At 68.8% G+C, this 12,935-nt stretch carries 11 protein-coding genes and 1 pseudogene; 10 read left to right on the top strand and 2 right to left on the bottom strand.

What is annotated here, in order from left to right; genetic code table 11:
* The first annotated feature begins 667 nt into the window (after positions 1-667).
* From SH922_RS03165 to SH922_RS03140, 6 genes and pseudogenes are all read left to right on the top strand, one after another.
* Positions 668-2,095 (top strand): non-reducing end alpha-L-arabinofuranosidase family hydrolase, encoded by a 1,428-nt coding sequence (locus SH922_RS03165; protein WP_393054431.1) that lies wholly within the window; start codon positions 668-670, stop codon positions 2,093-2,095.
* An 821-nt stretch (positions 2,096-2,916) separates the two neighbouring features.
* Positions 2,917-3,657, top strand: coding sequence for an amino acid ABC transporter ATP-binding protein (locus SH922_RS03160; RefSeq protein WP_393063450.1), 741 nt, complete (start codon positions 2,917-2,919; stop codon positions 3,655-3,657).
* Positions 3,658-3,722: 65 nt separating this feature from the next.
* Positions 3,723-4,574, top strand: a complete 852-nt coding sequence (locus SH922_RS03155; RefSeq protein WP_393054429.1) for a glutamate ABC transporter substrate-binding protein — start codon at positions 3,723-3,725, stop codon at positions 4,572-4,574.
* 77 nt (positions 4,575-4,651) lie between these two features.
* Positions 4,652-5,318: pseudogene (locus tag SH922_RS03150) on the top strand (amino acid ABC transporter permease).
* Positions 5,315-6,256: an amino acid ABC transporter permease gene (locus SH922_RS03145; RefSeq protein ID WP_393054427.1), complete on the top strand. Its 942-nt coding sequence runs from the start codon at positions 5,315-5,317 to the stop codon at positions 6,254-6,256. Before SH922_RS03150 ends, SH922_RS03145 begins: the two are co-directional and overlap by 4 nt.
* A gap of 303 nt (positions 6,257-6,559) precedes the next feature.
* Complete coding sequence (locus tag SH922_RS03140) at positions 6,560-6,892, top strand: glycosyltransferase (protein ID WP_393054425.1); 333 nt, start codon at positions 6,560-6,562, stop codon at positions 6,890-6,892.
* Between the two features lie 259 nt (positions 6,893-7,151).
* On the opposite strand, the gene SH922_RS03135 is transcribed toward SH922_RS03140, so the two are convergent.
* Positions 7,152-7,340 carry a hypothetical protein gene (locus SH922_RS03135; RefSeq protein ID WP_393054423.1) on the bottom strand — a complete coding sequence of 63 codons (189 nt, stop codon included), beginning with the start codon at positions 7,338-7,340 and terminating at the stop codon, positions 7,152-7,154.
* 208 nt (positions 7,341-7,548) lie between these two features.
* Between SH922_RS03135 and SH922_RS03130 the strand changes: the two genes are divergently transcribed.
* Complete coding sequence (locus SH922_RS03130; RefSeq protein WP_393054421.1) at positions 7,549-8,499, top strand: LuxR C-terminal-related transcriptional regulator; 951 nt, start codon at positions 7,549-7,551, stop codon at positions 8,497-8,499.
* Positions 8,500-8,684: 185 nt separating this feature from the next.
* On the opposite strand, the gene SH922_RS03125 is transcribed toward SH922_RS03130, so the two are convergent.
* The gene (locus tag SH922_RS03125; RefSeq protein WP_393054419.1) at positions 8,685-10,568 is read right to left on the bottom strand and encodes a BTAD domain-containing putative transcriptional regulator; all 1,884 of its coding nucleotides are present in this window, start codon (positions 10,566-10,568) and stop codon (positions 8,685-8,687) included.
* A gap of 407 nt (positions 10,569-10,975) precedes the next feature.
* Between SH922_RS03125 and SH922_RS03120 the strand changes: the two genes are divergently transcribed.
* Genes SH922_RS03120 through SH922_RS03110 form a run of 3 tightly spaced genes read left to right on the top strand, consistent with a single transcriptional unit; the run spans position 10,976 to position 12,916 of the window.
* Complete coding sequence (locus SH922_RS03120; RefSeq protein ID WP_393054417.1) at positions 10,976-12,025, top strand: radical SAM protein; 1,050 nt, start codon at positions 10,976-10,978, stop codon at positions 12,023-12,025.
* Positions 12,022-12,714: an iron-containing redox enzyme family protein gene (locus SH922_RS03115; protein ID WP_393054415.1), complete on the top strand. Its 693-nt coding sequence runs from the start codon at positions 12,022-12,024 to the stop codon at positions 12,712-12,714. Before SH922_RS03120 ends, SH922_RS03115 begins: the two co-directional genes overlap by 4 nt.
* Positions 12,707-12,916 (top strand): aroma-sacti cluster domain-containing protein, encoded by a 210-nt coding sequence (locus SH922_RS03110; protein ID WP_393054413.1) that lies wholly within the window; start codon positions 12,707-12,709, stop codon positions 12,914-12,916. The genes SH922_RS03115 and SH922_RS03110 overlap by 8 nt, the downstream gene beginning before the upstream one ends.
* Positions 12,917-12,935: the final 19 nt, after the last annotated feature.

Below are 12,935 nucleotides of genomic sequence, written 5' to 3'. Positions count from 1 at the left end.
TGCGCGAAGTCGGTGAGATCCCTGCAACCCCTGCTTTCCGGTTCCGGGCATGCATGTGTGGACGTGCCGCGCGGACGGGTGTGACCGCGTGGAGTCGTGTCCGTTACGGGGAGGTGTCGATCGCTGGGAGAGTATGTGCTCGGCGCGGAGTGACAGTCAATGACTAGTTTCCGAAAGTTCGTCGAAACTTATGGTGGCGGGTGCACTTAGGTTTGCGTGTGGCGGCTCGACGGTTGGCCGAGGGTCGGCTGGGTCGACTCTGTCCACGAAGCCGGCTCTGCTCTGTAGTGAGAGGGCCGCCATTCGCCCATCCCGACCATCCGGTCGGTTCAACCTGCGGTGTTTCATCCAGGAAGCTCTGCGAATGTTTCGGAGTCACTCGCGATTCATGCGGGAGGTATTGACGCCGTTCGCTGGTTCCCTATCATTCAGGTTGCTCGAAACTTCGACCCATGTTCGATATCTCGAACAGGTGAAGCCGCTCCACCCGCACGGCGGGGCACCTCCCGGGCTGTGTCCACCGCATTCGGCCGAACCGTAAGGAGTATGCCGCATATGCGCATGTCATGGCCTCGCCAATTCGGGCAGGTCCGCGCCGGCCTCGACAGTCCGGACAGCCTCTGACCGGGCCGGCCGGAACCGTATATTCCAGGAATAGGAAGTCCCCATGCGCAGAGGAAGTTTCAGCCGCAGGCATCCATCTGTGGTGCTCGCCGCCGTGGTTGCGGCCCTGGTCGCGTTGGCGGCGATGCTCGTCGCCGGCCCGGCTCAGGCGGCCAGCAGCGGCGCCTTGCGCGGTGTTGGTTCCGGCCGGTGCCTCGATGTACCGAATGCCGTCCAGACCGACGGCACGTACCTGCAGATCTGGGACTGCTCGGGCAAGACCAACCAGCAGTGGACGTCGACGGACAGCAGCCAGCTGACCGTGTACGGCAACAAGTGCCTGGATGTTCCGGGCCACGCCACTGCGGCCGGTACCCGGGTGCAGATCTGGACCTGTTCCGGCGGTGCGAACCAGCAGTGGCGGGTGAACTCCGACGGCACAATCGTCGGCGTGGAGTCCGGGCTGTGCCTGGAGGCTACGGGCGCCGGTACGGCCAACGGCACGGCGGTGGAGATCTGGACGTGCAACGGCGGCAGCAACCAGAAGTGGACCGGCCTGTCGGGCACATCGACCCCGCCGGGAGGTTCATGTTCTCTTCCGTCGACGTACCGGTGGACGTCGACGGGTGTCCTGGCGCAGCCGGCGAACGGGTGGGTCGCGCTGAAGGACTTCACCAACGTGGTGTACAACGGCAAGCACCTGGTCTACGCCTCGAACGTGTCGGGATCGTCGTACGGCTCGATGGCGTTCGGTCCCTTCACGAACTGGTCGGACATGGGATCGGCCGGCCAGACCGGGATGGGTCAGGCCGCAGTGGCGCCCACGCTGTTCTACTTCGCGCCCAAGAACATCTGGGTGCTGGCGTACCAGTGGGGTGCGTCGCCCTTCGTCTACCGCACGTCGAGCGACCCGACCAACCCCAACGGCTGGTCCTCGCCGCAGCCGCTGTTCACCGGTAGCATCTCCGGCTCCGGCACCGGCCCGATCGATCAGACCCTGATCGCCGACGGCCAGAACATGTACCTGTTCTTCGCCGGTGACAACGGCAAGATCTACCGGGCGAGCATGCCGATCGGGAACTTCCCCGGCAGCTTCGGCTCGTCGTACACGACGGTCATGAGCGACTCGACGAACAACCTGTTCGAGGCGGTGCAGGTCTACAAGGTTCAGGACCAGAACCAGTACCTCATGATCGTTGAGGCGATGGGGGCGAACGGACGCTACTTCCGGTCGTTCACAGCCCCCAGCCTGAGCGGTTCGTGGACCCTGCAGGCCGGCAGCGAGAGCAACCCCTTCGCGGGCAAGGCCAACAGCGGTGCCACCTGGACCAACGACATCAGCCACGGTGACCTGGTCCGCAACAACCCCGACCAGACCATGACCATCGACCCCTGTAACCTGCAGTTCCTCTATCAGGGCAAGTCGCCCACCGCGGGTGGCAGTTACGATCAACTGCCGTGGCGGCCGGGTGTCCTCACCCTGCAGCGCTGACCCGTCTGATCCACGGTGATCGCGATGTGGTGCGATCCGCCGGTGTGCGGACGAGCGGTTCGCGGCGTGGGCAACTCCACCTGATGATCGCTGCTCACCGCCTCAAGGAACCCCAGCCGTGCGTCGGCTGGGGTTCCTCTCATGCCGGGTCCATTCGGTCGAACCCTGGGTAGCCGTTGCAGATATAGCGGCGGAGGAACAGGGATATGACCGGAGTGGGAGGGCGACGGGGATCATGCCTGATACCGATGGGAAAACGAGCCCAAAGACCCCAAGCATAGGTGGTAAAGGGAAGGTGGAGAATCTGGTTTTGGTCGCCGCGAGCACCAACGGGCCAGGATGCCAGTCGGTAGTTGCGCTGGCGATTCCCGCGTCTGTTTGATTCCGGCTTTCCGTTTCCCGTTTCCCGTTTCCCGTTTCCCGTTTCCCGTTTCCCGTTTTCGGTTTCGGTTTCGGAATGGAAGGGTCCTCGACGCGGCGAACCTGAGCGAACCCTTACTGGGTCAGCCCGGCCGGAGTCCGTCCACGCGCTGATCCAGAACGAAACGGCCCGGGTCCGCGGGACGGCAGGTCGCCGAGAAGGGCCGGCACAACACCAGCTCCCTGACGGCGCCCGCTTCTCGATCCCGCGCCGGAGACGGTCGGCAGCGCTGTGCCGGGAGGGTTCGCCACTTGCCCATCGGGGGCGTGACCTCGTTCGGCCCACACGGGCCTGCCCGGCGGGCGCACTCGGCCCTCTCCGCATGCGACCGCGGCGACTCGGACGGACGATGAGTCCGATGAGTGGAGCAGTGGTGACCAAGGGGGATGTCGTGCCGGGCATGAGCGATGCCCTGGTCGTGCTGAGCCATGTCAACAAGCACTTCGGCACGCTCCACGTGCTCCAGGACATCGACCTGACCATTTCCCGGGGCGAGGTCGTGGTCATCATCGGCCCGTCCGGCGGAGGCAAATCAACGCTGTGCCGCGCCATCAACCGGCTGGAGACCATCGACTCGGGCGAGATCGCCATCGACGGCAGGCCCCTGCCGGCCGAGGGCCGCGAGCTGGCCAGGCTGCGCGCCGATGTGGGCATGGTGTTTCAGTCCTTCAACCTCTTCGCCCACAAGACCGTGATGGAGAACGTCACGCTGGGCCAGATCAAGGTCCGTAAGAAGGACAGGACGTCGGCCGGCGAGCGGGCGCGCTCCCTGTTGGAACGGGTGGGCGTGGCCTCCCAGGCGGACAAGTACCCGGCCCAGCTCTCCGGTGGACAGCAGCAGCGCGTGGCGATCGCACGGGCGCTCGCCATGGACCCGAAGGTGATGCTCTTCGACGAGCCGACCTCGGCACTCGATCCCGAGATGATCAACGAGGTGCTGGAGGTCATGCAGCAGCTCGCTCGCGACGGTATGACGATGGCCGTCGTCACCCATGAGATGGGCTTCGCCCGTTCAGCCGCCAACCGTGTGGTGTTCATGGCGGACGGCCGGATCGTGGAGGAATCGACGCCCGGTGAGTTCTTCAGCAACCCGCGCAGTGAGCGCGCCAAGGACTTCCTTTCGAAGATCCTCCACCACTGAGCGGGACCACGTGCTCGCCGCTCCCGCCCCCCACATCCGTGCAGCAATCCCCAGGGATGACCACCATGAACCCTCGTAAGACCACCGCCGCGGCTGCGGCCGCCCTCCTGCTGTCCCTGACCGCGGCCGCCTGCGGTTCCGACGGTCGCAACGACACCGCCGCGGGCACCGCGGCGGGCAGCGGCGACGACACCATCACCATCGGCATCAAATTCGACCAGCCAGGAATCGGTCTCAAGACCCCGGACGGCAAGTACACCGGCTTCGACGTCGATGTCGCCACGTATGTCGCCAAGGAGCTCGGCTTCGAACCCGGCGACATCGAGTGGAAGGAAGCCAAGAGCGCCGACCGCGAGACGCTCCTCCAGCGAGGCGACGTCGACTTCATCGCCGCCTCCTATTCGATCAACGACGAGCGTGAGAAGAAGGTCGACTTCGCGGGTCCCTACCTGCTGGCACACCAGGACATCCTCGTCCGCGCGGACGACGACTCCATCAAGAAACCCGAAGACCTGAACAACAAGAAGCTCTGTTCCGTCACCGGGTCCACCTCGGCGCAGAACGTCAAGACGGAGCTCGCGCCCAAGGCGCAGTTGCAGGAGTACGGCGGCTACTCGGAGTGCATCACCGGCCTGGAGAACGGGGTCATCGACGCGGTGACCACCGACGACTCGATCCTGGCCGGCTATGCCTCCCAGAAGGAGTTCGAAGGGAAGTTCAGGCTCGGCGGATTCAAGCTGAGCAACGAGAACTACGGCATCGGCGTCCAGAACGGCAGTGACCTCAAGGCCAAGATCAACACGGCCCTGGAGAAGATGGTCGCCGACGGCACCTGGGACGAGTACGTCAACAAGAACTTTGGCCCGGCGGACTACAAGAACGAGCCCGCACCGAAGATCGGCGTCATCGTCCCCTGACGCGGCGCTGACCGGCGCGCCGCCCCCCAGGGGTGCGGCGCGCCTCACGCTCCGCCCACCCGGAAGTGCGGGAGATCGTGTTCGACTTTCTTGAAGGTTACGACCTGCTGGGAGCCTTCTGGGTGACGGTGCAGCTCACCGTCTACTCCGCCATCGGCGCCCTGATCTGGGGAACGCTCCTGGCCGCCATGCGGGTCAGCCCCGTCCCCCTCATGCGCGCCTTCGGCACCGCCTACGTGAACGTCGTGCGGAACATCCCCCTGACGGTGATCATCATCTTCACCTCGCTCGGACTGTTCCAGACCATGGGCGTCAGCCTCGGAGCGGAGGACTTCGAGACCATCAACTTCCGGCTCGCCGTGCTCGGCATGATCGCTTACACCTCCGCATTCGTGTGCGAGGCGCTGCGCTCCGGCATCAACACGGTGCCCGTCGGGCAGACGGAGGCTGCCCGCGCCATCGGTCTGAGCTTCCCGCAGGTGGCTCAGGCTCATCGTCCTTCCGCAGGCATTCCGGTCCGTCGTGGGCCCGCTGGCGAACGTACTGATCGCCCTGACGAAGAACACCACCGTGGCCGCCGCGATCGGGGTCGCCGAAGCAGCGACCCTGATGCGGGAGATGATCGAGAACGAGGCCCAGCTCATCCTCATCTCCGCCATCTTCGCGGCCGGATTCATCTGCCTCACGCTGCCGACCGGGCTGTTCCTGGGCTGGGTCAGCAAGAAGGCTGCCGTGAAGCGATGACCCACGTCCTCTACGACGTACCGGGGCCCGGCGCCAAGCGGCGCAACGTCATCTACACGATCGTGTTCCTGCTGGCGCTCGGCCTGGTGATCTGGTGGGTGATCCAGAGCCTCACCGACAAGAACCAGCTGGAATGGGCGAAGTGGAGGCCCTTCTTCACGGACTCCCGTGCCTGGGCCACGTACATCTGGCCGGGGCTGGAGAACACCCTCATCGCCGCCGCGCTCGCCATGGTCATCGCGCTGCCGCTCGGGGCGCTCTTCGGTATCGCCCGGCTCTCCGAACATCGTTGGGTGCGTGGAGCGGGGGGAACCGTCGTGGAGTTCTTCCGCGCCATCCCGGTGCTGATCCTGATGCTCTTCGCCAACGCGGCGTACGCGGAGTTCACCGACGTGAGTCCCGACAACCGGCCGCTGTACGCCGTGGTCACGGGGCTCGTCCTCTACAACGCCTCGGTGCTCGCCGAGGTGGTACGCGCCGGAATCCTGTCGCTGCCCCGGGGACAGACCGATGCCGCCAAGGCGATCGGTATGCGCAAGGGCCAGACCATGACGAACGTGCTGCTCCCGCAGGCGGTCACCGCGATGCTGCCGGCGCTGGTCAGCCAGCTGGTGGTCATCGTGAAGGACACCGCGCTCGGCGGCGCGATGCTCGGCTTCTCCGAGCTTCTCGCCTCGGTCCGCCCGATGAGCGCGAACTACGGTGCCAACACGATCGCGTGCTTCACCGTCGTCGCGGTGATCTTCGTCGTGCTGAACTTCGCGCTCACCACGTTCGCCTCGTGGCTGGAGCGCAGACTGCGACGCGGAAGGAAGTCCACCGGCGCGGTGGTCGGCGTCGACGCGGTCGACCGGCTCGCCACCCCGGGCGAGCCCGTGGAGCCGGGCGGACCCGGAGCGGTCGGCGGCGGACCGAAGGGCGACAGCCCCGGGCCGTGAACTCCGCGGACGCCACAGGTACCGGTCACATGACGGAAATACACTTTTTGCCCGCAGATTTCAGCGGATGCTGTCGTCCGGTATCGAAAACGGGAAGCAGAATCGTCATTCCCTGCAAGCCTTCAGGGGCGCTTTGTTCGGCTCGAGGATATTTGGTGTGTTTGGGGTGAGGAGCGATTCTCTCCTGTTCCTGCGGGACCATCTCGCCGAACCGGTGAAAGCGAGGCCGGTGAGCAGGATTGCCGAACGACCTGTCATTCTGTGCACCCCTGACTCACTATCAACTCGGGAGAACGAGCACCCATGCGTTCAAGACTTCTCACTGCCGCTGCTCTTGTCACCGCACTCTCCGCCGCCGGTGCGCTCGTGACTGCGCAGAGTGCCGTCGCGGCGGCGCAGTCCAGCTGCGACTACAAGGTCCTGTGGCCGACGGCCGGCGTGTACGAGGAACCGAACCCCTACAGCGTGATCGTGAAGACCAAGCAGGCCGGTGACATCGTCGGCGCACCCGGCCCCGGCTGCGAATACGCCAGTTGGGTCGACAACTCGTACAACGTGACCTACGCGCGCGTCAGCACCGCAGCGGCGGCCGACGGCGTGGGCTGGATGCGGTACGAGGCGCTCGTCCGCGTCTGACAACCGCCTCGCGCCCGCGGAACACCGCCGCGAGCCCGGACCCGGACGACCTCACTTCCGTGGTCCGCAGTGCCGGCCGGCGTTGCGAGAGGGTGCGGATCAGCGGACTGCCGCCGCCGGACATCCGGCGGCGGCAGCAGTGTTTGCTCTCCAGGGGCGCCCGGCCCGTTGCCGACCGGGACAACGCCTGCTCATACCGCTCCTGGTTCGCGCCCGGCAGGGCGCTGGGCCGGGCGGACTCGTCGGCACGCCAGCCCCGTCACCAGTGGGGCGTGGGCACGGTCGGTGTGTCGTCACCGTCGCCGCGCACGGGGCGCGGAGGCTGGTTGAGCACCTCGCGTGCCGTACCCGCGTCGCCACCGGCACGGTGCCGCCGGGAGCGAACCCGGCCCCTGAGAAGAGTGACGAGTCCCAGGAGCGCGGCGATTGCCCCTTTGGTTCGTTCCACGGTGATTCCTTCCAGGGGGTCTGGGAATATCTACCGCGCATCTGAACAATAGACATCTGTACGGGTGAGTGCGGAGCCATCTGGCTGATGAGGGGGTTGGATGGGCGGCATAGGTGAGGACGGTAAGTTACCGGGTCTTCGCACAACGGCCGGGGGGTCGGCGTCCGGCGCGAAGTTGTCCGAGGACGCCGTCCGGGTGTTCCGGTGGGTGAGTGATCAGGGATCGTGCGACGCGAAGACGCTCGGCGCGAAACTGGGGCTGCCGGAGGGCTGCGCGGCCTCGGCGGTGGTGACGCTGACCGAACTGCTGCTGCTGCGATACCTGCCCGAGGATTCCGACCGGCTGGTGCCGGTGGCCCCGGACGCGGCCATCGCCGCGCTGGTCGCGCCGAAGGAGGCGGGGCTGCGCAGGCAGCTCGCCGAGATCGACCAACTGCGGGGCGAGCTGGCCCTCCTGGCACCGTTCTATGCGGAAGGACGGCGACGGTGGCAGGGACGTGCGCCGCTCACCGAGGTCACGGACCTCAAGACCGTCGTGGGCATGATCACAGAGGCGACCATGCGGTGCCGGCAGGAGGTCCGCACCTGCCACCCCGGCGGTGGCCGCTCCCCGACGCTGCTGGAGCAGGCGTTCATCCGGGACCGGGACATGCTGCGCCGCGGCGTGCGGATGCGCACGCTGTACCAGCACACGGCCCGCTACCACCTGCCCACGCAGGAGTACGCGCGGCGGATGACCGACGAGGGGGCCGAGATCAGGACGATGAGTGAACTGTTCGGCCGCATGGTGGCCTTCGACGAGGAGACGGTGTTCATCCCGCATCAGGACGACCTGGACGCGGCCATCGTCATCCACGAGCCGTCCACGGTGGCGTACCTGTGCGCGACCTTCGACCACACCTGGTCGCTGGCCGAGCCCTACCACCCGGCCTGGACGGAGAGTTCGGCGCGGGACGAGGTGAAGCAGGCCATCGTGCGGCTGCTCGCGGAGGGGATGAAGGACGAGATGGTGGCCCGGCGGCTGGGCATGTCGCTGCGCACCTGCCGCAAGCACATCGCCGAGATCATGGAGCAGCTGGGAGCGGCCAGCCGCTTCCAGGCCGGCTATCTGGCACGTGTGCAGTCCTCCGGTCCTGCCGCTGCCACGGGCGGCGTCTGAACAGCTGCCCGGAGAGGACTGCCTCTGGCTGCGCGCCGTTCGCCCCCGGCATGGTGCGGGCGGCCCCGGCCTCCCCCTTCCGGCTCGGGCCCCATCCGGGCGGGTGGCTCCGGCCCGGGCCGGCCCGGCCCGGGGGGCGGATCCTGGTTCCGCCGATGACTGGGCACGCCCGGGCCGACGTGGCCCTAGCACCGCATTCCAGGCCCGGCCGCCTGCTCCCGCGCGAACAGCAAGGTCAGCCAAGGCAGTTCGTAGTGAACGGCCGCCACTCCCGCCCCCGTGTGCGCGGCCACGTCGGGACCGGGCGGTGGAGCCAGGACACCGGCGTCGATCAGGTCCTCCAGGGCACGCTGCGCGTTCCGTCCGTCGAGTCCCAGGGCGCGGGCGGCGGTGGGGAGGGAGAAGGACGGGTCCGGCAGAGCGGCCAGGGCCTGGAGGGTGTCGCGGGCGGGTACGGTCAGCCGGGCCCAGGCGCCTGCGAGACGGGCGCGGACCCCGAGGCCGCCGGCTGCGAGTTCGTCCAAGGCCTCCAAAGGGTGTTCGAGACGGTCCGCGTACTGCCCGAGCGGCATGTGCCGCAGCACGGACAGCCGGTTCCCGCCTGCCCGCAGGGCGAACGGGAGGAGCCCGGCGGCGGTGGCGATGCGTGCGGCGGCGGGATACTCGGCCGCCAGGCGGGTCCGGCCGATGATTCCGCCGAGCAGGTCCAGTGCCTCCTCGGCGGACAGGGGTGGGAGTTCGGTCCGGTGCGCGGACTCCAGACAGGGCAGTCGGCTCCGGGAGGTGACCAGCGCGGCGGTGGGGCCCGACGGCGGCAGCAGCGGGCCGAGTGCGGTGGCGTCGGGAGCGTCGTCCAGCAACAGCAGGATCCGGCGCCCGGACAGCCAGGAGCGCCAGGCGGTGGCTGCCTCTTCCCGGTCGGTGGGAAACCGCTCGGTGCAGCCCAGGGAACGGGCCAGCTCCGCCAGCACCGATGTCCACGCGCGCGTGGAACCGTCCTCGGCACAGAGCCGGGTAGCGACCACGCCGTCGGGGTAGTGCGCGGCAAGGCGGTGCGCGACGCGCACGGCCAGGGCCGTCTTGCCGACGCCTGCCGGGCCGGTGAGGAGCACCGGCGGTCCGCCCTCGCGCCGCAGTTGTGCGGTGACGGCCTCCAGCTCCCGCGTCCGCCCGGTGAAGTTGGCGAGGTCCGGCGGCAGCAGCCGGGAACCGGTGGGGCCGCCGCGTGGCCGGGGCGGGGCCGCGTCCTCCAGCAAGGAGCGGTAGGCGCACTGCAGCGCCGCACCGGGTTCCAGGCCCAGTTCCCGGGAGAGCTGCTGGCGGCACTCGTCGTAGGCGGCCAGCGCCTCCGTTCTCCGCCCGACCTGGTGCAGCGCGGTGAGCTGGGCGGCGCGCAGCCGCTCTCGCAGCGGGTAGCGGCTCACCATCTCGTCCACGGTGTCGGCGACCGGGGCCGGCTCGCCGGTCTCCAACTGCGCCTCCGCCCACGCCTCGTAGACGGCCAGCCGGCGGGCGTGCTGCCGCTCGACCGCGGCACGCAGTACATCGGCGCGGGCGGCGAGATCGCTGAAAGGGTCATGCCGCCACAGGTCCAGCGCCTGGCGGTAGAGCCGGGCGGCGCGGCTCGGAGCGCCCGCGCGCGCCTCGGCGTCGCCGCACCGGGCCAGTTCCTCGAACCGCAGGCTGTCGCACTCGTCCGCGGTGAGGTGCAGGACGTAGCCGCCGGGGCCGTGGCGCAGTCGGCCGAGGTCGTCGGGGTCGAGTACCCGGCGGAGCACCGAGACGTACACCTGGAGGTTCTTGCGGGCGGTGCGGGGCGGATCGTCCGGCCAGACGGCGTCGGTCAGCTCCTCCAGTGACACGGGTGTGTTCGGACGGGTGAGCAGGACTGCCAGAACGAGGCGCTGCTTCAGCGGACCGAGAGGCAGCGGCAGACCGTTGCGGGAAGCTCGCAGCGGGCCGAGGAGGGAAAGGCGCAGAGGGGCGACGGTGCCTGTGCCGCCGGCGCGCTCTCGCGGAATCCCGGGATCCGCCGCCCCGTCGCGGCGTTCCGTGAAGGTATCGGTCATTTTCTCTCAGCCCCTTCCCCAGCCGGTGTCGTCGGAGTTCTGGGAGAAGAGAACAATTGCGTGCACGAAAGCCTCCGGGGAGCGGTCGGGGGGGTGAGCGAATCCGCGAGGAGCCGTGAATATGTCGGGAATTCGATGAAATTCCGTCCGTTCTTCACAGCATGGTCACAAGCGGATGGCGGGGCTATGGGCCCGGGGGTGGCTCAAGGTGCATGCAGCAACGCACCCGCCGGGACAAAGGGGGAACACACGCGCATAGTCAGGCGAATCGGCAGGTCGTGTGCGACCACCCGCACCGCCGGGCAGCCCTGCGCCGTGTACCGGCACCGAACCGGGCGCCAACCGCGACCGAACCGCTCCCGCCCACCCTGGCGCCGCATGTCCCGGTGACCGACGGAGGTGACGCGATGAGACTGGCGGAGATCATCGAACTACGTCCGGTGCCGGCTGCCGGGCTGCTCGCCACTCTCACCAGGCGCTGCCCGCTCAGCTGCGCCCACTGCTCCACGTCTTCGGGGCCACGCGGTGAGGACACCCCGGCCCAGGCGCTGCGCCGCTTCGTCGGCGGCTTCACCCCCGGGGACCGCCCGGAGGTACTCATGCTCACGGGCGGTGAGCCGCTGCTGCGGCCCGCGCTCGTGGGCGACCTCTCGTCGCTCGCCGCGTCGGCCGGAACGCGGACGTCGGTACTCAGTGGCATGTTCTTCGCGACCGACGGGCGGATACCCGCCCGCATCATGCGCGCACTTCGGCACGTCGCCCATTTCTCGGCGAGCATCGACGTATTCCATGAACGTGAGGTACCGCGCGCGGCGGCTTTCCGTGCGGTGCACCGCATCATGGAAAACGGAATCGACGTGAGCTTTCACGTCGTGGGAAATTCGGTGGACGATCCGTACCTCGCGGACATCACCGCGTCCATACGGGCCGAGTTCCGGGACCGGGCGGCCGTACTGGTCAATCACGTCCGGCCGGCGGGACGGGCGGCGGCCTGGGCGGCCGCGCGGGAGGTCCCGCCCGACGGCGCTGGGGGACCGCCGGCGCCGTGCGCGATGGCGGCCTGGCCGGTGGTGGCCTTCGACGGAACGGTCACGGCCTGCTGCAACCAGCGCGTGGTGGACGCCCGCCCCATGCCGGAACACCTTCGGCTGGGGCACATCGCCGTGGACGACTGGCCGCAGATCCGGAGCCGCTGCCAGGAGTCGCCCGTGCTCCGCACCATCCGTACCGCAGGCGTCGGGTCCTGCGCGAACTGCCGCGCCCTGGCCGGGCGGCCCGCGGCCCTGGAAGCGGCCGAACGGGCCGGGTCCCGCCCTGCGGCCGGCGCGATGGACGCGCTCGGCGCCCGGCTCCAGCGCGACGCGGGGTCGGCGGCGCTGTTGCGGCGGTACGGAAGTGAACGGTATGCGCCGCTCGTGCTGCTCGGTGGGCACGGGGACGAGGAGAGTCCCGCATGAGCCCCTCTGCCGTCGCGGACCTGCGACTCGAACTGTCCCTCGTGCAGCCCGTACTGCGGTCCGCCGCCGCGCGTATGTGGCGCTCCGACTCCGGGCTCCCCGGCCGGTACCGGCACTACCTGCGCGCCATGCACCAGGTGATCCGTGCCTCCGTTCCACTGATGGAGCGGGCCGCCGCCCGATGCGACGTACTGCCGCGCGACCCGGTGGCACCGCCTCTCGCCCGGTACCTGCGGGCGCACGCCGAGCGGGAGCGGGGCCACGACGACTGGCTGCTCACCGACGCGGCGGCGGCCGGGACGGCGCCGGGTGAGCTGACCGACGCCGCTCCGCCGGCCTGCGTCGCCGCTCTGGTGGGAGCGCAGTACTACTGGATCGAGCACAGCCATCCCGTAGCCCTGCTCGGCTACATCGCGGTACTGGAGGGCAACGCACCGGCGCCGGGCCTGGCCGGCCGGCTGGCGCGTGAGACCGGGCTGCCGCAGGCCGCTTTCGAGACCGTACGCCTCCACGCGGACCTCGACGACGGGCACAGCGCCGACCTCGACCGGCTGATCGGCCGACTGCCTCTGGAGCGCGCACAGCGCTCTCTCGTCGCCGTCAGCGCGCTGCACACGGTCGCCGCCCTCGCCGAGCTGTTCGACCGCATCGCCACGGCAACAACCGTATCGGGGAGCCTCCATGAATGAGCACGCGCACGATCGCGACCGCCTCCGTGTGCTGGAGGACGCCGGGTTCCCGCTGCACAGCCTCACCCCTGAGCAGCGGGAGGTGCTCCAGGACCTCAGCGCGGAGGAACTGACACTGCTGCTGGGCCTGAAGGAGCGGCTGGACGCGGCCGAGCCGGAGGTGCAGGCGCACAGCGAGATCGCCGGCGGAGCGCTGTTCTGATGACCGGGACCGCACGGAT

The organism is Streptomyces sp. LN549, from assembly GCF_043203805.1.
GTDB lineage: Bacteria > Actinomycetota > Actinomycetes > Streptomycetales > Streptomycetaceae > Streptomyces.
Note: the sequence above shows the minus strand (reverse complement) of the source record. Positions and strands in the feature narration are given on the sequence as shown.